Origin of the sequence: Streptomyces sp. NPDC057002, from assembly GCF_042673825.1 — a bacterium.
Lineage (GTDB): Bacteria > Actinomycetota > Actinomycetes > Streptomycetales > Streptomycetaceae > Streptomyces.
Genome location: NZ_JBHURZ010000002.1, coordinates 396,759 through 418,166 on the forward strand (window position 1 = coordinate 396,759; position 21,408 = coordinate 418,166).

Annotated in this window: 17 protein-coding genes; 12 read left to right on the plus strand and 5 right to left on the minus strand. The window is 71.9% G+C overall.

Features of this window, described 5'->3' with window-relative positions; translation table 11 throughout:
• The first annotated feature begins 7 nt into the window (after nucleotides 1–7).
• From ACFT32_RS09930 to ACFT32_RS09985, 12 genes are all read left to right on the plus strand, one after another.
• Nucleotides 8–691 carry a hypothetical protein gene (locus ACFT32_RS09930; protein ID WP_382487749.1) on the plus strand — a complete coding sequence of 228 codons (684 nt, stop codon included), beginning with the start codon at nucleotides 8–10 and terminating at the stop codon, nucleotides 689–691.
• Nucleotides 688–1,389, plus strand: coding sequence for a hypothetical protein (locus tag ACFT32_RS09935; protein WP_382487751.1), 702 nt, complete (start codon nucleotides 688–690; stop codon nucleotides 1,387–1,389). Before ACFT32_RS09930 ends, ACFT32_RS09935 begins: the two co-directional genes overlap by 4 nt.
• Before the next feature lie 8 nt (nucleotides 1,390–1,397).
• Nucleotides 1,398–1,772 (plus strand): hypothetical protein, encoded by a 375-nt coding sequence (locus ACFT32_RS09940; protein WP_382487753.1) that lies wholly within the window; start codon nucleotides 1,398–1,400, stop codon nucleotides 1,770–1,772.
• The gene (locus tag ACFT32_RS09945) at nucleotides 1,765–2,904 is read left to right on the plus strand and encodes a hypothetical protein (RefSeq protein ID WP_382487755.1); all 1,140 of its coding nucleotides are present in this window, start codon (nucleotides 1,765–1,767) and stop codon (nucleotides 2,902–2,904) included. The genes ACFT32_RS09940 and ACFT32_RS09945 overlap by 8 nt, the downstream gene beginning before the upstream one ends.
• Nucleotides 2,905–2,941: 37 nt before the next feature.
• Nucleotides 2,942–3,478, plus strand: coding sequence for a phage baseplate assembly protein V (locus ACFT32_RS09950; RefSeq protein ID WP_193483451.1), 537 nt, complete (start codon nucleotides 2,942–2,944; stop codon nucleotides 3,476–3,478).
• A gap of 19 nt (nucleotides 3,479–3,497) precedes the next feature.
• A complete protein-coding gene (locus ACFT32_RS09955) occupies nucleotides 3,498–3,842 on the plus strand; it encodes a hypothetical protein (RefSeq protein WP_382487757.1) in 345 nt (114 codons plus the stop codon).
• 14 nt (nucleotides 3,843–3,856) lie between these two features.
• Nucleotides 3,857–4,267: a GPW/gp25 family protein gene (locus tag ACFT32_RS09960; protein ID WP_382488842.1), complete on the plus strand. Its 411-nt coding sequence runs from the start codon at nucleotides 3,857–3,859 to the stop codon at nucleotides 4,265–4,267.
• Entirely contained in the window at nucleotides 4,264–7,374 is a 3,111-nt protein-coding gene (locus ACFT32_RS09965) for a putative baseplate assembly protein (RefSeq protein WP_382487758.1), read from the plus strand. The genes ACFT32_RS09960 and ACFT32_RS09965 overlap by 4 nt, the downstream gene beginning before the upstream one ends.
• Nucleotides 7,371–11,207, plus strand: a complete 3,837-nt coding sequence (locus ACFT32_RS09970) for a putative baseplate assembly protein (RefSeq protein WP_382487760.1) — start codon at nucleotides 7,371–7,373, stop codon at nucleotides 11,205–11,207. Before ACFT32_RS09965 ends, ACFT32_RS09970 begins: the two co-directional genes overlap by 4 nt.
• Entirely contained in the window at nucleotides 11,207–13,354 is a 2,148-nt protein-coding gene (locus ACFT32_RS09975) for a hypothetical protein (protein ID WP_382487762.1), read from the plus strand. Before ACFT32_RS09970 ends, ACFT32_RS09975 begins: the two co-directional genes overlap by 1 nt.
• A gap of 77 nt (nucleotides 13,355–13,431) precedes the next feature.
• Complete coding sequence (locus ACFT32_RS09980; protein ID WP_382487763.1) at nucleotides 13,432–14,976, plus strand: DUF6519 domain-containing protein; 1,545 nt, start codon at nucleotides 13,432–13,434, stop codon at nucleotides 14,974–14,976.
• Nucleotides 14,976–15,872, plus strand: a complete 897-nt coding sequence (locus tag ACFT32_RS09985; protein ID WP_382487765.1) for a peptidoglycan-binding protein — start codon at nucleotides 14,976–14,978, stop codon at nucleotides 15,870–15,872. The genes ACFT32_RS09980 and ACFT32_RS09985 overlap by 1 nt, the downstream gene beginning before the upstream one ends.
• A 37-nt stretch (nucleotides 15,873–15,909) precedes the next feature.
• Here ACFT32_RS09985 and ACFT32_RS09990 read toward each other — a convergent pair whose 3' ends face one another.
• The 5 genes from ACFT32_RS09990 to ACFT32_RS10010 are packed head-to-tail and all read right to left on the minus strand — an operon-like array spanning nucleotide 15,910 to nucleotide 21,270.
• A complete protein-coding gene (locus ACFT32_RS09990; protein WP_382487767.1) occupies nucleotides 15,910–17,160 on the minus strand; it encodes a glucarate dehydratase family protein in 1,251 nt (416 codons plus the stop codon).
• On the minus strand, nucleotides 17,157–18,065 hold the full coding sequence (locus ACFT32_RS09995; protein WP_382487769.1) for a 5-dehydro-4-deoxyglucarate dehydratase: 909 nt from the start codon (nucleotides 18,063–18,065) through the stop codon (nucleotides 17,157–17,159). Before ACFT32_RS09995 ends, ACFT32_RS09990 begins: the two co-directional genes overlap by 4 nt.
• A 27-nt stretch (nucleotides 18,066–18,092) precedes the next feature.
• A complete protein-coding gene (locus ACFT32_RS10000; protein ID WP_382487771.1) occupies nucleotides 18,093–19,037 on the minus strand; it encodes a carbohydrate ABC transporter permease in 945 nt (314 codons plus the stop codon).
• Nucleotides 19,034–19,945: a carbohydrate ABC transporter permease gene (locus ACFT32_RS10005; RefSeq protein WP_382487773.1), complete on the minus strand. Its 912-nt coding sequence runs from the start codon at nucleotides 19,943–19,945 to the stop codon at nucleotides 19,034–19,036. Before ACFT32_RS10005 ends, ACFT32_RS10000 begins: the two co-directional genes overlap by 4 nt.
• The gene (locus ACFT32_RS10010) at nucleotides 19,942–21,270 is read right to left on the minus strand and encodes an ABC transporter substrate-binding protein (RefSeq protein ID WP_382487774.1); all 1,329 of its coding nucleotides are present in this window, start codon (nucleotides 21,268–21,270) and stop codon (nucleotides 19,942–19,944) included. The genes ACFT32_RS10005 and ACFT32_RS10010 overlap by 4 nt, the downstream gene beginning before the upstream one ends.
• Between the last annotated feature and the right edge of the window lie 138 nt (nucleotides 21,271–21,408).

Sequence of the window (21,408 nt, forward strand, 5' to 3'; positions counted from 1 at the left end):
AAACCCTGTGCCCGACCTGAGTGAGTACGAGCGGCGCTTTTTGTCCATGCTTGACGAGTTGCGGGACGCCTCCGATGTGGAAGTCCTGTACGAAGAGCGGGGGCCCGTCGAAGAGGAGATCGGCGATGCCACCGAAGCCTTCGAATTGATTGCAGATGAAGAAGGCGTAGTCCTGGACCCGTCGCTACACAGCAGCTTTCTTCGATTCGAAGGCCTGTCAAGCCACTGGGCCGTCGAGCGGTCCGAGGTGTATCTGACAGGAGAGTTCTCTGTCCGTCACCTGGCTGCCGCCATGCTCACCACCGGAGTTGAACCCGCTGTGGACGAGCCCACTGACCAGCAGCGGAAGCTCTACAGCGAACTCCGTGCCTTCGATGAGCAGCCTCGTGGCGGGGCGGGCACCCTGTCCGCCCTGCGCATCGACCCGGGGATGAGCCAGCCCGAGGTCTGGTACTGCCACCCCACTCGTGGCGTCTTCCGCATGGATCTCGGATACCCCGAGTACCTGGAGACTCTCCTGGTCACCAAGGGTACGTACGGATGGCAGTACCTCTTCACCGACGTCTCGATGCGCGACATCGATTTCCAGGGTGCGGTGGAGAGCATTCAGAACATGCTGCTGATCTTCCCCGACCTCTTTCCCGGGCACGACTACGACCACCTGCGGGCCCGTCTGGAGGCCCGCCTGTGACCCGCTACGCCGACATCCCCAAGCCCATCCGCTCCGGCATCGTCGTGGTCAACCCCGACACCGGCACCCCCCAGCGCATCATCGTGCTGCAGTTCAACCCGGACACCCTCGAACGCAGCGTGAGCCCCCAGTCGGCGGGTGACAGCGGGGACGCCGGAGGCGGGGGGACCGGCAGTGGGGACCGGAACGAGGCGTTGCGGCTCAAGGGGCCCGCGCAGGAGACCTGGAAGTTCACCGCCGAGATCGACGCGACCGACCAGTTCGAGATCGCGGCGCCCGACGGGATCCATCCCCAGCTCGCCACGCTGGAGATGCTCGTACAGCCGACCACCGCGCAACTGCGCGCCGCGAGCAAGCTGTCGCAGAAGGGTGCCATCGAGATCAGCCCGATCGAGATGCCCCTGACGCTGTTCACGTGGGGGAGCAAGCGGGTCATGCCCGTGCGGTTGACGGAGTTGTCCGTGAACGAGTCCGCCTTCGACGTGAACCTCAATCCCATCCGCGCCTCCCTCAGCATCGGCATGAAGATCCTCACCGTCAGCGATCTGCCCGCCGGGCACCGCGGCGCCGATCTGTACATGGCACACCTCGCGCAGAAGGAGCGGCTGGCCGCGGCGGCAAGGGGCGGCAGCCTCGGCGCGCTGGGGCTCGGCGGCGGCATCGGAGCAGCGGCGAGCGCATCGATCAGGAGGGGCTGAGCCACACCATGGCCGACATCGAACCGTACGAGAGCGCCCTGGACGCCATACCCGGCGCTCATCCCTATCCGCGCACCAGCCGGTACCACGACGCCGAGATCGGGGTGCACCGCCGCCCCGACGGGAGCGAGGTCCGGTACACCAGGCGCCGGTTGCTGCCGCCCCTCGACGGCGGCGGCGACCAGGAGACCCAGCCCCATGTCGTCGGCGCGGGGGAGCGGCCCGACCTGCTCGCCCAGCGGTACTTCGGCGATCCCGGGCAGTGGTGGCAGATCGCCGACGCCAACCCCGTACTCGATCCACGCGAGTTGACGGACGAGGCCGGGCGGATCATCGGCATACCGACCGCCGGTGGCTTCCCGCAGGGGGACCGGCGTGTTTGACCTGCCCGTGGGGCAGGGCCCCGTGCACATCACCCTCCTCATGGGGCCCAAGCTCGCCCGCCCCGTGCCCGCCGAGGTCACCGAGGCCCTGCTCTCCGCGCAGATCACCGCCACCGCGGGCGAGCGCAGCGGCTTCCAGCTCGCCTTCGACCTCACCAAGAACGGCATCATCAGCCGCCGGCTGCTGCCCGAGGGGTACTTCGATCCGAAGACCAGGCTCATCGTCACCGTCAATGTGCGGGGCACGGCCGCCGTGCTCTTCGACGGGCTCGTCGTACGGCAGGAGGTCGGTGCCAGCAACCGGCCCGGCCACTCCACCCTCACCGTCACCGGCGAGGACCTCACCCTGCTGATGGACCTGGAGGAGCGCACCGCCCGCTACCCCAACCTGCCGCCCTCCGAGCGGGCCCTCGCCATCCTGCGCCGCTACTCCGACTACGGCATCCGGCCCGACGTCTACACCGAGAAGGTCGCCCAGCCCCCGCACCAGGACCTGCGCGTGCACTACCAGACCGGCACCGACCTCCAGTACGTCACCGAGCTGGCCCGCGCCAACGGCTACACCTTCTACCTGGAGCCCGGCCCCAACCCGGGCCAGTCGTCCGCCCGTTGGGGCCCGGAGGTCCGGCTCGGCATCCGCCAGCACGCCCTCAACGTCAACATGGACGCCCAGTCCACCGTCGACCAGCTGACGTTCGCCTACGACGGGACGGCCAGGGAAGAGCCGCAGGCACGCTGGCAGGACCCCGGCACCCGGCAGTCCACCCTGCTGCCGCAACCGCCGATCAGCCCGCTGCGCCCGCCCCTCGGCAGGCGCCCCACCCCGGCCCTGAAGCGCAAGACGCTGTCCGGCACCGCCAAGCAGCAGCGCGAGCAGGCCGAGGCCGAACTGCTCGCCCGCGCGGCCGTCTCCGCCGACGTCGTCTCCGGCTCCGGCTCCCTCGACGTCAACCGCCACGGCTACATCCTCCAGCCGCGCCAGCTCGTCGGCGTACGGGGCGCCGGACGTGCCTACGACGGCGACTACTACGTCAAGTCCGTCACGCACAACCTGCGGCCGGGCTCGTACCAGCAGAACTTCACCCTCTCCAGGGAAGGGCTCGAAGCCCGCAGCGACTACGTCCGGCCGTAACCCACCCCCAAGACCTTCAACCAGGAGCACCTCCACCATGGCGGCACCCAGCAATCGCTACCTCGGCAAATTCCGTGGCCGGGTCGTCGACAACAACGACCCGCTGCGCATCGGCCGCGTCACCGTCGAGGTCCCCGACGTGCTCGGCGACGAGCCGTCGACCTGGGCGCTGCCCTGCCTGCCGTTCACCGGGCCGGAGTCCGGGCAGTTCGTGGTGCCGCCGCCCGGCGCGGGCGTGTGGGTGGAGTTCGAGCAGGGGGACCCGAGCTTCCCGGTGTGGACGGGGTGCTGGTACGGCGCCGCCGAGGAACTGCCGCCCGACGCGCGCCGCGAGCTCCAGGCGAACTCGCCGAGCAAGCCGGTCGTCGTGCAGACACCGCAGGCGCACAAGCTCGTCATGAACGACACCCCCGGCGCCGAGCAGGGGATCCTCCTGCAGGCCCAGGGCGGCGCCTACATCCGCATCACCAAAGAGGCCGTGGTCATCGCGACCGGCGCGGGTGCCGAGGTCGTGCTGCGCGGACGTGAAGTGACGATCAACGAGGGCCAGTTGACCGTGCTCTCGAAGCGATAGACGACGGGGGACCCAGCAAGTGACAGGAACGACCAGAAGACTTCTCGACGCCGGCACCGTGCTCGGCTGCCCGCACGGCGGGCGCGTCACCGCGGCCACCCCGCCCTCCGGCGGCGTCCGCGTCGCGGGTGCCGCCGTCGCCACGGCCGCGCACTCCTACGTGGTCACCGGCTGCCCGCACACCGTCGACCGGGTGCCCTCGCCGTGCGTCACGGTCCGCTGGACCGCCGACTCCACCGGCATCACGGTCGACGGCGCGCCCGTGCTGCTCGACACCTCCGCGGCCCAGTGCTTCAGCGCGGCCTTCGTCCCGCAGGGGCCGCCCGTCGTCCAGGCCGCGCAGCGAAAGGTCACCGTCCGATGAGTTCGACGAGCCCGATGAATCCCGGCAACGCCACCGCTCCCGTGGGCGCCAGGGGCCCGCGCAGCGATGTCGCGTTCCCCTTCCGCGCCGACCGCCGCGGCCGCACCGCCCACGCCGGCCACGGCGAGCACGTCCACGACCTGATCGAGCAGCTGCTGTTCACCAGCCCCGGCGAGCGCGTGATGCGCCCCGACTTCGGCTGCGGACTGCTCGACCTGGTGTTCGCGCCGAACAGCCCCGAGCTGATCAGCACCCTCGAACTCTCCGTGCAGGCCGCGCTGCAGCGCTGGCTCGGCGACCTCATCGAGATCACGGCCCTCGACATCGTCAGCGAGGACCACTCCGTCCGCGTGTTCCTGTCGTACGCCGTCCGGGCCACCGGCGCCCGGCGCGACGACGTCTTCGAAGGGAGGGCCGCCGCATGACGACCGGCACCACAGCGTCCCGCCGCGCCAAGGTGAGGGCCGCCCAGCTCAACGGCGTCGACACCGTCGAGACAGGCGACGACGGCCTGCTGCTCACCGTCACCTTCCTCGGCAAGGCCCCGCACGGTCTCTGCCCCGAGAACGTCCGCATCGACGGCGGCCGCCGTGTCACCGGTATCACCGCCGTCGACGTCAGCGTCGAACGCGAGGAGGACCCGGAGCTCGACGACCGGCTCTACGTCACCCTCGACCGGGCCGGAGACACCTCCCGCTACCGGCTCTCCCTCGTCGAGACCGACCCGTACGGACGGCCCGGCACCGAGCCGTACCGAGGCTTCGACCAGCGCTACCACAGCGCCACGTTCTCCTTCCGGCCCGACTGCCCCACCCCCTTCGACTGCAAGGACGAGCACCGGCCGGAGACGGACTTCCCCGCCGCGCCCGTCATCGACTACACGGCCCGCGACTACGAGACCATCCGCAAGCTGCTTCTGGACCGGCTCGCGCTCACCACCCCCGACTGGGTCGAGCGCAACCCCGCAGACCTGGGCGTGACCCTCGTCGAACTCCTCGCCCACACCGGCGACCAGATCAGCTACCACCAGGACGCGGTCGCCACCGAGGCCTACCTCGACACCGCCCGCCGCCGGGTCTCCGTACGCCGTCACGTCAAGCTCATCGACTACGCGATGCACGACGGCTGCAACGCCCGCGCCTACGTCACCGTCCGGACCGCGGAGGACCGGACGCTCGCCCCGGGCACCTTCCGCTTCGCGTCCGTCGACGTACGCAGCCTCGATCCGCACGACCGCCCCGAACCGGGCACGGTGATCGACGAGGCCGACCTCGGCGATCTCGACGAGCGCGGCTCGGTGGAGGTCTTCGAACCGGTCGTCGCCACCGACCCGCTGGAGCTGCGGGTCGCGCACAACGCCATCCGGCTGTGGACCTGGGGCGGCGAGGTGTGCACCCTGCCGCGGGGCGCCACCGCCGCCACTCTGCGGGACGCCTGGGTGGACCAGGAGACCTGCCGCGAGCGCCGGCTGGCCCTCAGGCCGGGCGATGTGCTCGTCCTGGAGGAGGTGAAGGGCCCGCGCACCGGCACCCCCGGCGACGCCGACCCCGCCCACCGCCAGGCCGTCCGGATCACCTCCGTCACCCCCGGCCTCGACCGGATCGAGGACCAGCCGGTCCTGGAGATCACCTGGGCCGCCGAGGACGCGCTGCGCTTCCCGCTCTGCCTCACCACCCGCGGCGGACGCGACTGCCTGCCCGTCGAGGACGTCACCCTCGCGCGTGGCAACGTCGTCCTCGCCGATCACGGACGGACGCTCACCGGCCTGCCCGAGACGGTCACCGTGCCGCCCGTGCCCGCCGTGACCGCCCCCTGCGACCCGCCCGCCTTCGGCTGCCACGACACCGAGGAGGGCAACGCCCCCGCACGGCTCATCAACGCCCTGACGGACCGGACCGAGTCGGGCCGGGCCCTCGTACCCGGCGACGTCCGCGAACTCTTCGACGTCGTCGGCGAGGCCGCGACCAACCGCGCGGGCCTCGGCCTGGAGAGCGCCGGGCAGCGGCACGAACAGGTCGTGCCCGGCACCGCGTACGCCCAGGCCGCCGCCCTGCGCACCCTGCTCGCCCAGTCCGTCTACCCGGGTATCGCGCCCCGCTTCCGCCCGGTCCTCGGCCGTACGCCCGTCACCCAGGCGGTGCCCTTCCCCGACGCCGGCACCGTCGCCGCCGGGCAGGCAGAGCGGATCGCGGCCATCCCGGGCCGGGTGCGGCAGCGCCTCGTCGAACTGTGGCGCAGCGCCCGCGACCGGGACGGACTCGGCCAGGAGGAGATCGCCGAACTCGCGGTGATCTACGGCCTGAACGTGCTGGAGCGGTTCGAACTGCACCGCCACCCGGTCCGTGCCCTGCGCGAACTGCTCTACCGCAGCGACCAGTTGCTCGACACCAAGCTGCGACGCGTCGAGGTCCTCACCGCCCGGGCCCGGGCGGGAACCGTCCTCGACGGGCACATCGCCTGGGAGATCGCCCACGCCTGGGGCCCGGCCTACGCGACCGGACTCCACCCCGAGGAGACGGTGCTGCGCGGCTCGGCGACCGCCGCCCTCGCCCAGGACCCGCGCCGGGCGCTGCCCGCCGTACGCCCGCACGACGGGGACCAGACCTGGATGCCGCGCCGCGACCTGCTCGACAGCGGTCCGCGCGAGCGGCACTTCGTCGGCGAACTGGAGGACGACGGCCGCCTCGCGCTGCGCTTCGGGGACGGCCGCCACGGCGCGAAGCCCACGCCCGGCTCCCGCCTGGAGCTGCGCTACCGGCTCGGCGGCGGCACCGCGGGCAACGTCGGCGCCGAGGCCATCAACCACCTGGTCGTGCAGGGCGACTGCGACGCCCCGGCCGCCGTGGTGCGCAACCCGCTGCCCGCCACCGGCGGCATCCAGCCCGAACCCGTCGAGCAGGTACGCCAGCTCGCCCCGCTCGACCTGCGCCGCACCCGGCTGCGCGCGGTCACCGCCGACGACTATGCCGCCCTCGCGGGCGCCCTGCCGGGCGTGCAGCGGGCGGCGGCCGAGATCCGCTGGACCGGCAGCGTCCAGGAAGCACACATCGCGATCGACGCGTACGGCACCGCCGACCCGGCGCCGGGCCTGCTCGACTCGGTCGCCCAGGCCCTGGAGACGTACCGGCGCATCGGCCACGACCTCGTCGTGGGGCCCGCCCGCCTGGTGCCGCTCGACATCGCGCTGAGCGTCTGCGCCAAGCCCGGCCACCAGCACGGGCAGATCCTGGCCGAGCTGTACCGCGTGCTCGGCAGCGGACGGCTGCCCGGCGGACGGCTCGGCTTCTTCCACCCCGACGCGCTGACCTTCGGCGAACCGGTCCGGCTCAGCCGCCTGGTCGCCGTAGCCGCGGCCGTGCCAGGGGTGGAGAGCGTCGAGGTCACCCGGCTTCGCCGGCTGTCCGAACAGGACCGAGGAGAGAGGGAGGACGGCGTGCTGCGGCTCGGCCCGCTGGAGATCGCCATCTGCGACAACGACCCGGACCGGCCGGAGAACGGCCTGCTGGCGATATCCCTGGGAGGTGCCCGATGACGGACCCGTACCCGGTCCCCGCGACCGACGACTGCGGCTGCGGCGGCGCCTGCCGCGGCGGCCACGACGAGCGCCTCGCGCCTACGCCGCCGCACAACCCGCCCGGCCGCACCGCGCTGGACTACCGCGTCGGCGAGTACGGCTCCTTCCTGGCCGCCCTGCTCGACCGGCTCGCCTCGCCCGCCTACCCGGCGCTGAACCGCCTGACCGTCCGCACCCCGGACGACCCGGCGATCGGCCTGCTCGACGCCACGGCCGTCCTCGGCGACCTGCTCACCTTCCACTCCGAGCGGATCGCCGACGAGGCCTACATCCGCACCGCCGACGAGCACCGCTCCCTGGTGCTGCTCGGCCGGCTCGTCGGGCACCGCCCGCGTCCCGGCGTCGCCGCCGCCACGCACCTGGCGTACACCCTCGAACGCGACCCGCGCGCCGAGGCGCAGAACGTGCTGATCCCGCGCGGCGCGCGCAGCCACAGCGTCCCCGCGAACGCCGACGAGGCGTCGCTGACGTTCGAGACCGCCCGGGACCTGACGGCGCGCTGGGACTTCAACGAGCTGAAGGTCCGCCGCCGCCGTCCCTCGCTCCTCACCCCGCAGGACCTCGAGAAGCGCTCCGAACTCTTCGTCGAGGGCACGGCGCTGTCCCTCCAGACCGGCGACCAGTTGCTGTTCGTCTTCGGTGAGGGAGCGGGCGGTGCGCGCAAGCTGCTGCCGGTGGCGAGGACGCGGGTCGACCGGGACGACGAGATCACGGCGATCTCCCTGCCGAAGTCGGCGCCGGCGACGCTCAAGGAACTCGTCGATGAGGTACGGCGCTGGACGGCTCCGCCCGCGCAGCCGGGAGAGCCGGGGGAGGAGCCGCCCACGCCGGAGGTTCCCAACCCGCGGCCGGTCAGCCGGATGATCGAGGACTTCGAGGATCAGGTTCTCGAACCTCTCCGTGACGACTTGGAGGAGATCAAGACGCCCGAGCGGCTCGCGGCGCGGCTTGCCGAGCCTCTTGCCCGGCTCGGTGAGGCGCAGGTGCTGGCTGCTCCGTATGAGGGGGTGGCGGCGTGGTTCGAGCAGTTGGAAGCGGTGCTGGCCGAACTTGCCGAGCGGGCGCTGGAGTTGGCGCCTGCGCAGACGGATACGGGTACGGATGAGGAGGGTGTGGTGGTGGGTGCGCGGCCGTCTGCTGCGCCGTTGGGGCTGGTCGCGCAGTTCCCCGCGCCCCTGGGGGGCGATGCGCGGGCTGCCGCTCTGGAAGCCCTGGGGGTCGTACTTCCGGCTCTGCGCGCCCCCGCGCCCGCACCCCGTGGCACCACCGGGCGGCAGCTCCCCGGCACGGACACCGCACGGCTCCTGTCCGCCCTCAACCCCGGGCTCGGCAGTCTCTATCCGGCCTGGCGCACTGCCGCCGCCCCCGGTACCCCGCAGCTTCTGCGCGAGCTGCTCGCCCTGCGGGTCTCCGCGGCCCCCTTCGGTGCCACGGCCCCGCTGAAGCCGGTCCAGGACGATCGGGGCCGGGTCATCCGTACCGCCGACTGGCCGCTGACCGGCGCGGTGCTGGCGACCATGCGGGTCGTCTTCGACACGGCGGGCAAGTCCCCGGTGCGGGCCGAGTTCCAGTACGTCGAGGGCAGCAGCTCCGACCAGCGCGCGGAGAACCTGCCCGTCGCCCAGCCGGTCACCTTCACCCTCGGCCCCGGCCAGGTCGAACTGTCCGTGCGCTCCGGCCAGGACCGTGACCTGAGCTGGCTGAACCGACGGCCCGCCGACTCCCAGGAGCCCGGAGTCACGGCCCGCTTCCTGTCCGCCCTGCCCGAGCGCACGCTCTTCGTGTCCCGGCCCGACGACGAGGGCCTGGTCCACGTCGGCGTCCACAACGGCACCTCCGAGCAGATCGCCCTGCGGCCGGGCGCCAGTGAGCAGTTCACGCACGGCGACCACGAGGTCAGCCTCAAGTACACGGCGGGCAGCGCCGAGCCGGGCGTCGAGGTCGTCATCGCCAGCAAGCCGGAGCCGGTCAACCGCCGCACGCTCCAGCTGGACACCGTGCACGAGGGCATCACCGTCGGCAGCTGGGTGGCGATCCAGCGGCCCGCCAAGGGCGCCGAGGGCGGTGTGCCCGGCGATCCGAAGCTGGCGTTCGTCACCACCCAGGTGGTGGCCGCGCGCACGGCCGCGTACACCAACTACGGCATCACCGGACGCGGCACCGAACTCACCCTCGCCGACCCCTGGCTGGACGAGTTCGACGTCCTGCTGTCGCACATCCGCGACACCACCGTGCACGCGGCCGGGGAGCCCCTGCGTCTCGCCGACGAGCCCCTCGGCGAGGATGTGCACGGCAACGAGATCGAACTCGCCGAGCTGTACGAGGGGCTGCGGCCCGGCCGCACCCTCATGGTGGCGGGCGAACGCAGCGACATCCCGGGCACGGCCGGCGTCAAGGCCACCGAGGTGGTCACCGTCGCCGCCGCCGACCCGGCGGTCGACCCTCAGCTCCCCGGCGACCACGTCCACACGCGGCTCACCCTCACCGCCGACCTCGCCCACCGCTACCGTCGTGAGACGGTCCGCATCCTGGGCAACGTCGTCGAGGCCACCCACGGCGAGAGCCGCGAGGAGGCCATCGGCAGCGGGGACTCGGACCGCGTCAACCAGACCTTCGCGCTCTGGCAGTCCCCGCTGACCTGGCTCGCCGACGACAACCCCCTCGGCGCCACCCCCGTGCTGGAGATCCGCGTCGACGGCGTGCTGTGGCACGAGGTCGACAGTCTCGCCGGACGCGGCCCGACCGAGCGGGTCTACATCAGCGGTGCCACGGCCGACGGCCGGACGACCGTGACCTTCGGCGACGGTGTGCACGGCGCCCGGCTGCCCTCCGGCCACGAGAACGTCCGCGCCCGCTACCGCTTCGGCACCGGCAGGGCCGCCAACGTGCCCGCGGACCGCGTCACCCAGCCCCTCACCCGGCCGCTGGGTGTCACCGCTGTCACCAACCCGCGTCCGGCCACCGGCGGTGCCGACGCCGACGGTCCCGGCCTGACGCGGCGTACGGTCCCGCTGGCCGTCTCGGCGCTGGACCGGCTGGTGTCCGAGTCCGACTACGAGGACTTCGCCCGCTCCCGCGCCGGCATCGGCCGGGCCTCGGCACGCGAACTCTTCGACGGGCGGCGGCGCGTGCTGCACGTGACGGTCGCGGGCACGGACGACGTTCCCATCGCCCCCGACTCGGACACCCTGCGCGCCCTGCGGGGTGCCCTCACCGAGTACGGCGACCCCAACCTCCCGGTCCGCGTCGACGGCAGGGAACTGGTCCTGCTGCTGATCGCCGCCAAGGTGAAGGTGGCCCCCGACCACGCCTGGCACCACGTGGAGCCGCGCCTGCGGCAGGCCCTGCTGAACCGGCTCGGCTTCGAGGGCCGGGAGCTGGGCCGGCCCGCCCGCCTCTCCGAGGTCCTGGCCACCGCCCACACCGTGCCGGGCGTCGACTACGTGGACGTCGACGTCTTCACCGGCGTGCCCGCCTCCGCCACCCCGGAGGAGCTCACCGTGCTGCTCACCCGGCCCGGCCCGCCCAAGGCGTCCGTCCCCGCGCACGCGGCGACGTACGACGAGAAGATCCACACGGTCCGCGCCGAGAACGGCGAGACGCTGTCGGAGATCTGCGCGAAGTACGGCGTCCCGCTCGCCGAACTGCTGCGCCTCAACCCCGACATCACCGACACCCGGCGCCTGCCCCGGGGCCGGTCGGTGTACGTCTTCCGCGGCATCCGCCCGGCCCAGCTCGCGCTGCTGTCGCCCCGGGCCGCGGACACCCTGATTCTGACGGAGGTCAAGTGATGTCCCCGGATCCCCAGTTGGAGACCCCGGCCCCGGTGGTGCCCAGGGAGCCGGACGGGCTCGCCGACCTGCTGCCCCGCTGGCACCGGCTGCGCGACGCCGAGGAGGGCGAGCCGCTGCGCGCGCTGCTCGCCGTGATCGCCGAGCAGGTCGACCGCGTCCGCGACGGCGTCCAGCAGGGCTACGAGGACCTGTTCGTGGAGACGGCGGCCCCCTGGGTGCTGCCGTACCTCGGCGACCTCGTCGGCTACCGCACCCTGCCCGGCTACGAACGCGTCCTCACCACCGGCCTGCACGACGGCGGCCGGGCCGCCCTCGCCGAGGCCGTCGCCCCGCGCCGGGACGTGGCCGCCACGGTCGCGAGCCGCCGCCGCAAGGGCACCCTGCACCTGCTGGAGGAACTGTCCGAGCAGGTGGCGGCCTGGCCGGCGCGCGCCGTCGAACTGTCCCGGCAGGTGGCCCACACCCAGCCGGTGAAGCTGTACGGCACCGGCACCCACCGGGGCGAGCGCGGCCGGCTCACCGACCTGCGCGACGGCGCCGAACTCGCCCTCGGCGGCGGCCCCTTCGCGAACAGCGCCCGTACGGCCGACGTCCGCCGCGCCGAGTCAAGGCACCGGCAGGGCGGCTGGACCCCGGCCGGTGTCGCCCTGTTCGTATGGCGGCTGAAGGCGTACGCGCTGACCCGGACGCCGGCCTACTGCATCGACCGGGCCCGCAACCTCTACACCTTCTCGATCCTCGGCAACGACACCGCGCTGGCCACCAAGCCGTTCCCGGAGCCCTCGCCGACACACATCGCCACCGTCGACAACGTGCCGGCGTTCATCACCCGCCGTCTCCTGCACGACCGGCTGCTCGACTACTACGGCCCCGGCAAGAGCTTCGTCATCCGGCGCGACGGCGAGGACAACCCCGTACCGCCCTCGGACATCGTGGTCGCCGACCTGTCGGACTGGCGCTACCGGCCCAAGCGCGGACAAGTGGCCGTCGACCCTGAGCTGGGCCGCATCGCCTTCGGTTCGCGGTCCGCGCCCCGGCAGGGCGTATGGGTGGACTACCACTACGCGTTCGCGGCCGACATGGGCGGCGGCGAGTACGAGCGCGACCGTGAGCCCCGTCCCGACGCCGAGTTCTACCGGGTCGGGCCCGGACAGCCGTACCGGCAGATCATGGACGCCTACCGGGCCTGGCAGCACGACCGCCGGGCCGGGCGCACCGGGCCCGACGGCATCATCGAGATCACGCACAGCGGCGCCTACCAGGAGCAGCTGGACTTCGACCTCGACCCGGGCGACCGGCTCGAACTGCGGGCGGCGGAGGGCACACGTCCCGTGATCCGCCTGCTCGACTGGTACAGCAACCGCCCCGACGCGCTCAACGTCCGCGCGGTGTCCGAGGACTGCGCTCCGCACGAGCGGCCGCGTGTCGTCCTCGACGGACTGCTGGTCGCCGGACGCGGCATCAACGTGACCGGCGCGATGGGCGCCGTCGTCGTACGGCACAGCACGCTGGTGCCCGGCTGGTCCCTGGAGCCCGAGTGCGATCCGCACTCGCCCGAGGAGCCGAGCATCGTCCTGGACCGCACCACCGCCTGCCTCCAGATCGAGCACAGCGTCCTCGGCACCATCGAGGTCATCGGCGACGAGGTGAGCGAGGATCCCCTCGACATCCACATCCGGGACAGCGTCCTCGACGCCACCGCCGACGACCGCGAGGCCCTGTCCGCCCCGGACTGCCGCCACGCCCACGCCGTGCTGCACCTGCACCGCACCACCGTCATCGGCGAGATCCACACGCACGCGGTGAAGATCGCCGAGAACAGCGTCTTCACGGGCCGGCTCCACGTGGCCCGGCGCGGCATCGGCTGCGTGCGCTATTCCTCCGTCCCCACCGGCTCACGCACCCCGCGCCGCCACCGCTGCACGGACACCAAGCCGTCGTTCACGTCCCAGCGCTACGGCACGCCCTGGTACGCGCTGTTGTCCGATCGCTGCGCTGAGGGGATCCGGCGCGGCGCGGACGACGGCGCCGAGATGGGCGCCTTCCACGACCTTTACCGGCCGCAGCGCGAGGACGGCCTGCGGGCCCGGCTCGCCGAGTACACGCCGGCCGGCACCGACGCCGGGATCTTCTTCGTGACATGAGCCGCACCGCCACCGGCTGAGCCGTACCGCCACCGACTTCGTGAACCCGCACTTCTGAACCAGGGGGGACACCCTTCATGCACGCAGACCTCTCCCGCTCCACGTTCCGGCCGGAGCGGCACTATTCGGCGGTCGTCGCCCAGCAGGGCCGCGTCCAGCTCGACGCCGACCTCAACGAGCAGACCGCGATCCAGCTCCACCAGGCCCGCAGCCTCGCCGCCGACCTGATCGGACCGCACGGCGGGCCGCGCGACGCCGCCGGCTTCCGCATCGAGTACGTGGGCGGCAAGCACGAGATCGACACCCTCGTCGTCCACGGCGGCCGCTACTACGTCGACGGCATCCTGTGCGACGCCGACCGCCCGGCGCCCGGGGTGCCCGTCACCGACGAGGAGAGCGAGGAGTCCGCGCCGGAGCCGCCCGCGCAGTGGACCTACTGGGACCAGCCCGACGCCTTCCGCGACCCGGAGAAGCCCGGCGACCGGCTGCCCTCGCCCGCCCAGACGCCGTTCCTCGTCTACCTGAACGTGTGGGAGCGCTCGGTCAGCGCCGCCGAGGACCCCGCGCTGCGCGAGGTCGCCCTCGGCGCGGCCATGCCCGACACCGCCGCCCGACTCAAGGTCGTCTGGCAGGTGCTGCCGCTCTCCCTCACCCAGCTGGAGATCGAGGAGACCGACCCGTCCAAGGAGGTCGTCCGGGCCGCCTTCACCCGATGGGCGCAGCGGCAGTCGGCCCCCTCGGCCAGGCTCGCCGCCCGCAGCGAGCGGCCCGACCACGCCGACGAGGACCCGTGCCTCGTCAAGCCGGACGCCCGCTACCGAGGCCCGGAGAACCAGCTGTACCGGGTGGAGGTCCACGCCGGCGGCGAGGCGAAGGACGCCACCTTCAAGTGGTCCCGCGAGAACGGCTCCGTCGTCTTCCCCGTCGACGAACTCGACGGCACCTGGGTGCGGTTGGCGTCCCTGGGTCACGACGACAAGCTGGACCTGGACGTCGGCGACCACGTCGAGTTCACCGACACCGCCTACGCCTCCCGCCTGGAGCCGCTGCCGCTGCTGCGCGTCGAGGAACTGGACCTGCCCGGCCGCCGCGTCCGCCTCTCGGCCGAACCCGACCCGGGCGTCGGACGGCTGGCGCACCTGAACCCGTACCTGCGCCGCTGGGACCACCGAGGCGGCCCGAAGCGCAAGGGCCGCGGCACCGACCTGCGCGGCGGCGCGATCCCCGTCACGGAGGGGGAGTGGCTGCCCCTGGAGGACGGCGTCGAGGTGTACTTCGCCAAGGGCGGCGCCTACCGCACCGGCGACCACTGGATCGTGCCCGCCCGCACCGCCACCGGCGGCGTCGAGTGGCCGCTCGACCCGGCCCGCCGCCCGCTGCTGAGGGGACCGGCCGGCATCGCCCGGCACTTCGCCCCGCTGGCCCTGATCAAGGGCGAGGGCAGCGCGGTCGATCTGCGTCTGGCGTTCGGCCCGCTGGCGAGCAGCGTGCCGGCCGCCGACGAGGCGACGCTCGCCGCGGAGGAACAGGCCCGCCGCGAGGAGCTGGCCGCCGAGGACCCCTCACAGGGGAGGTCCCAGACCACAGCGGAGGCGGAAGCCGCCGTCGAAGGAGACAACTGATGGCCAAGCCGCTCAGCGCGTCGAAGCTGGTGGAGATCCTGCGAGCCGAGGGCGTGACCGTCCACGAGATCCGCAGCTGGCGCACCCACAACCGCAACAGCAAGGGCCCCTGGGGCCCGGTGAACGGCGTGATGATCCACCACACCGTCACCTCCGGCACCGCCTCCTCCGTCGACATCTGCTACGACGGCTACTCGAATCTGCCCGGCCCGCTGTGCCACGGCGTCATCGACAAGAAGGGGCATGTGCACCTGGTCGGCAACGGCCGGGCCAACCACGCCGGTCTCGGCGACAGCGACGTCCTGCGCGCCGTGATCAACGAGTCGAAGCTGCCGGGCGACAACGAGGCCGACACCGACGGCAACCGGCACTTCTACGGCTTCGAGTGCATCAACCTCGGCAACGGCAAGGACCCGTGGCCCGAAGCGCAGAAGGAGGCCATCGAGAAGGTGTCGGCGGCGATCTGCCGGCACCACGGCTGGTCCGAGCGCTCCGTCATCGGTCACAAGGAGTGGCAGCCGGGCAAGGTGGACCCGCGCGGCTTCACCATGGACGGCATGCGCAAGCGCATATCCGACCGGCTGAAGGGCGCCGGGGGCGGCACCAAGCCGGACCCGGACCCCAAGCCCGCGCCCAAGCCGTCCTACGAGCCGTTCCCGGGCGCCGGGTTCTTCCACGTCGGGCAGCGCTCCCCGATCATCACGGCGATGGGCCGCCGCCTGGTCGCCGAGGGCTGCAGCCGCTACGAGGAGGGGCCCAGCCCCGACTGGTCCGAGGCCGACCGCCGGTCCTACGCGCTCTGGCAGCAGAAGCAGGGCTTCTCCGGCAAGGACGCCGACGGCATCCCCGGCAAGCTCACCTGGGACCGGCTGAAGGTGCCCCGGTCCGGGAAGTGAGAGCGTGCGCCCCTCCCAGCGGAGGGGCGCACGGGTGTCACCAGCGGGGGAGCAGCCGCTCGTACTCCGGCTGGAAGCGCTTCATGTAGCCGGTGTCGTCCCGGCTGCGCATCCCCGACTCCACGTACCGCCGGTGCAGCCGGTCGAGCTGGTCGTGGTCGAGTTCCACACCGAGACCAGGACCGGTGGGCACTTTGACTTCCCCGTCGCGCAGCTCCAGCACGCCCGGCACGATCACGTCGTCCGCCGAGTTCCACGGGTAGTGCGTGTCGCAGGAGTGGTCGAGGTTGGGAATGGCCGCGCCGACATGGGTCATCGCGGCGAGGCTGATGCCCAGATGCGAGTTGGAGTGCATCGACAGGGCGAGCCCGAACGCCTCGCAGACGGCGGCCAGTTCCCGGGTGCGGCGCAGTCCGCCCCAGTAGTGGTGGTCGGTGAGCAGGACCTGGATGGCGTTCTGCTCGACGGCCGGCTTCAGATGCTCCCAGGCGATCACGCACATGTTGGTCGCGAGCGGCATGGGCGAGTCCTTCGCCACCTCCGCCATGCCCTCGATGCCCTTGGCCGGGTCCTCCAGGTACTCCAGCACGCCGTCGAGTTCACGGGCGACGTACTTCGATGTCTCCACCGTCCACGCCGTGTTGGGGTCGAGACGCAGCGGCTGCCCGGGGAACGCCTCCGCCAGCGCCCGGATGGCGGCGATCTCCTCGTCGGGCGGAAAGACACCGCCCTTGAGCTTGAACGACTTGAAGCCGTACCGCTCCCGCATCAGCCGGGCCTGCTCGACGATCCCGGCAGGGTCCAGGGCCTCGCCCCAGTCGTCGGTGATGGCCGGGCGGCCGTCGAGCGCGGGGTGCTCGGCCCACTTGTAGAACAGGTACGCGGCGAACGGCACCGAGTCGCGGACCGTACCGCCGAGCAGATCGCTGACCGGACGGCCGAGCAGCTTGCCCTGTGCGTCGAGGCAGGCCACCTCGATCGCCGAGGTGGTCCAGCCGCGTTCGTGGGAGCTGGGCACGGTCGGCAGCAGGGCCGCGTCGATCGCGGCGGCGAGGGCCGTGGTGTCGAAGACGTCCATGCCGACGACCGTCTTCGCGGCCGTGTGCAGCCGCTCCAGGCGGGCCGTACCGCCCGGCGACTCGCCGAGGCCCACGGTGCCGTCCTCCAGCACCAGTTGGAGGATGATCCGCAGGGCGAGCGCCTCGTGCACACCGTTGGAGTTGAGCAGCGGCGGGTCGCCGAAGGCGATCGGGGTGACGATCAGCTCGCGGATGCGCGTGGAGGTCATGCGGCGGCCACCTTCAGTCCGTGGTCGAGGAGTTCGGAGAGCCGGGCGAGGTGTTCCGGCGTCGGATCGAGCAGCGGCGCCCGTACGCCGCCGACGTCCGGGCCGCGCAGCTTCACTCCGGCCTTGACGAGCGACACGGCGTAACCGGGGACCTCCTCGCGCAGGGCGACCAGCGGGCCGTAGAACTCGTCGAGGAGCCGGGAGACCAGGGCGTCGTCGTTCTCGGCGAGGGCCCGGTGGAAGGCCAGGGCGATCTCCGGGGCGAAGGCGAACACCGCCGAGGAGTACAGCTCGACGCCGATGCCCCGGTAGGCGGGCGCGGTCATCTCGGCGGTGGGCAGGCCGTTGAAGAACTGGAAGTCCTCCGTGTCCGGCACGGCACGCACCGCGCGGACGATGCGGTGCATCAGCTCGATGTCCCCGATGCCGTCCTTGAGTCCGACGACCCCGGGCAGGGCGGCGATCTCGGCGGCGGTGTCCTCGGTGAGCCGGGCGGTGCCCCGCTGGTAGAAGACGACGGGCAGCCCGGTCGCGGCGGTGACCTCCCTGACGTACCGCAAGAGGCCCTGCTGCGGGGCGCTCACCAGGTAGGGCGGCAGCAGCAGGATGCCGTCGGCACCGGCCCGTTCGATACGGGCGGCCTGGTCCCGGGCGACCACCGGCGGTCCGCCGGCGGCGGCGAGGACCGGAACGCGTCCGGCGGTCGTGCGGACGGCGACCTGGGTGGCCCGCTCGATCTCCTCGGGCGACAGCGCGTGGAACTCGCCGGTGCCGCAGGCGACGAACACACCTCCCGCGCCCGCGGCGACACCGGACTCGATGTGCTGGGCAAGCCGTTCCTCGTCCAGTGAGCCGTCCGCCGCGAACGGCGTGACCGGGAAGAACAGCACTCCGTGGAACTTCATGTCTCCCTCAGATGTGGGGGGCGGGGGTCAGCCCTTGGTGGCCCCGGCGGCGATGCCGGTGACCAGCGAGCGCTGGAGGAGCAGATAGACGATCAGGCTGGGGACGAGGGCGATGACCGCACCGGCCAGCACCACCCCGGAGCCGACCTCGGGGTCGGTGCGCAGGATGGACAGGGCGACGGTGACCGTGTAGTCGGTGGGGTCCTTGGCGGCGATCAGGGGCAGCAGGTACTGGTCCCAGATCATGATGAAGCCGAGCACCCCGGCCACGCCGAGCGCGGGCTTGCACAGCGGCAGGACGACCTGCCACAGCATCCGCAGCTCGCCCACGCCGTCGATACGGGCGGCCTCCTCGATCTCGGCGGGGATGTCCTTCATGAACTCGGTGAGCACCATCACCGAGAAGCCCCAGGCACCGAGCGGCAGGATCACACCCCAGACGGTGCCCTTCAGATCGATGCCGACCACGGGTACATGCCCGAGGACCAGGGACAGTGGGATGGCGATGACCTCCTCGGGAAGCATCATCGTCAGCATGAACAGGGTCAGGATCAGGGCCTGCCCACGGAAGCGGTGCCGGGCCAGCGCGTAGGCGGCGAGCGTGCAGACGACGAGCTGGAGCAGCAGTCCGCCGCCCGCGATGACCAGGGAGTTGCCGAAGTAGTCCCAGATGCCGCGCTCGCCCGCCACCTTGAAGTTGAGCAGGGTCGGGTGGTGGGGGAGGAACGACAGGGTGGAGCCGCTGGCCTTCTCGCTGAACGAGCCGGAGAAGACCGTCAGGAACGGCGCCGCGAAGACGCCCAGGGCGAGCACGCAGAGCAGGACGCGCAGCGCCCAGGCGGGGCCCGGCCGGTCGCTCCAGCCGAGGGCCGTGTCGAAGCGGGCCGGGGTGGTGCGCTGCTTCCCGGCGGACTTCCGCGCGGGAGAGGCGGTCACCGGGGTCCGGACGGGGTCGATGGCGGGAGCGCTCATCTCACGTCTCCCCTCTTGCGGAGGTAGTTGACCGTGACGGTGAGCAGCAGCGTCACGCAGAGCAGGACCACGGAGGCGGCCGAGGCGCCGCCGATGTCGTTACGGGTGAAGCCGAGGGTGTAGGCGCGGGTCATCCACACATCGGTGGACCCGGCCGGGCCGCCGCCGGTGAGGACGTACACCTCGGTGAAGACGCGCAGCCCGCGGATCGCGGCGAGGGTGAGGACGATGCCGAGGGCGGGGCGGATCGCGGGCAGCGTGATGTGGCGCAGCCGCTGCCAGAGGGAGACGCCGTCCATCGCGGCGGCCTCGTACAACGAGCGGTCCACCCCCGCCAGTCCGGCGAGGATGATCACCATGTTGTACGGGGCGAGCATCCAGATGCCCATGGCCATCGTCGCCCACAGCGCGGTGTCGGGGTTGTCCAGGTAGGGCACCGGCCCGAGGCCCAGCAGCCCGAGACCGCTGTTGATGAGGCCGTCGGAGGTCGGGTAGTACATCAGCCGCCACATCTCGCCGACCACCGCGGTCGCGGTGACGACGGGCAGGAACACGGCGGTGCGGATGATCTTCAGTGAGCGGGCCTGACCCTCCAGCAGCAGGGCCAGGAGGAAGCCGGCGACGATGCCGCCGAGGGACATCCCGACGCCCAGAAGCAGGGTGTGGCCGATGGCGTCCTGGAAGCGGTGGTCGGTCAGGACCCGGGTGTAGTTGTCGAGGCCGACCCACTTGTCACCGAGGAAGGGCCGCACGTCGAAGAAGCTCAGCCAGACGCCCTTGCCCATGGGCAGGAACTTGAAGACGAGGGCGAGCAGCAGGCCCGGGGCGAGGAACAGCCAGGGCAGTACGGTCTTCTTGCCGAGGAGCCGGGCTCTGCGCGGCCCGGGAGTCGTCACGGTCGCGGTCATTTCAGCAGGTCCTGGTCCTTGAGGTCACCGGCGAGTGTGTCGTTGAGTTCCTTCAGGCCGGAGCGGACGTCGCTGCCGCAGTACGTGAAGATCGCGTTGAGCGCGTCGGCGGTGTCCTGCTTGACCGGGGCGAAGTCGGGGGCGTTGGGGAACTGCACGGAGGCCGTCTCGTACGCCTTCTGCACGACACTCCAGCGCGGGTCGTCGCGCACCTTCGCCGCGTCCAGCGTGGAGTTGACGGGGATGCGCACGACCGGCTGGTGCTCGCCGGTCATGGCGAGCGTCTGGCCCTCGGGGGAGACGAGGAAGGCGGCGAGCGTCTGCTCCTGCTTCGCCTTTCCGGTCTTCGCCCCGAAGTAGACGTTCTCGCCGTCGGCCAGCACGTCGTTGTTCCCGGCCGGGCCCGAGGGCGCGGGCAGGACCTCGTACTTGTCCTTGCCGAGCGCCTTGTCGAACGTGGAGATGTTGTACGGGCCGGTGAGGTACATCCCGGCGTTGCCGTCCTGGAAGTTGGTGGTGTTCGCGGTGACGGAGGTCAGGGCGCTGGGCTGGATGACACCGCTGTCGCCGCAGAAGAGGTTCTTCTTCATCCAGGTGACGGTGCGCAGAGCCGCCGCCGAGTCCATGGCGGGCCGGTAGCCCGTGCCCTCCTTCTCCAGGATCCGCACGCCGCCCTGCCACAGCCAGCTCGAACCCCACCAGGCGACATAGCCGTTCTGGGCGCTGCCGGGGACCACCATGCCGTAGGTGTCCTTCTTGCCGTCCCCGTCCGGATCGCGGGTGGCGAAGGCCTGGGCGAGGGCGAGGGTGTCCTGCCAGGTCTTCGGCTGCGGCAGGCCGAGCTTCTCCCGCCAGTCCTTGCGGACGAACAGGGTCATGGCCTGACGGGAGTACGGGATGCCGTAGTGCCGGCCGTCGCGGCCCACGGTGGAGGACCAGGACTTGGCGGTGATCTCGTCATGTCCGGCGATCGAGGCCGGGGTGATGGGCTTGAGCAGGCCCTGGGCCTGGTAGCTGCCCATCAGGGCGGTGTCGTTGATCATGACGTCCGGCAGGTCCTTGGTGGACGCGCGGCTCTGCAGCTGCTGGTCGAAGTTCATGACCGGCTGGTAGTCGATCTTGATACCGGTCTTCTCGGTGAAGGCGGCGAACACCCTCTGATAGGTCTGGGCGGACTCCGGATCGCTCCGGGTCCACACCTCCAGCGTGTTCGGATCGCCGGCCCGGGCGCTGCCGGAACCGGAGCCGCAGGCGGCCGTTCCGAACAGGAGGCCCGAGGCGGCGAGCGCGGCAGCCAGGCGCGGACTTCGAAGGCGATCCCGCATGGTGGTTGCTCCGTTCATATTCGTGAACGTGTTTCACGAATCTAAATGATCGGCCAAGCTACGGATCGTCTCCTCGCCATGTCAAGACATGGCCGAAAACTTTGACGACATCCAGGGGTAACAGCGACGGCCCCCACC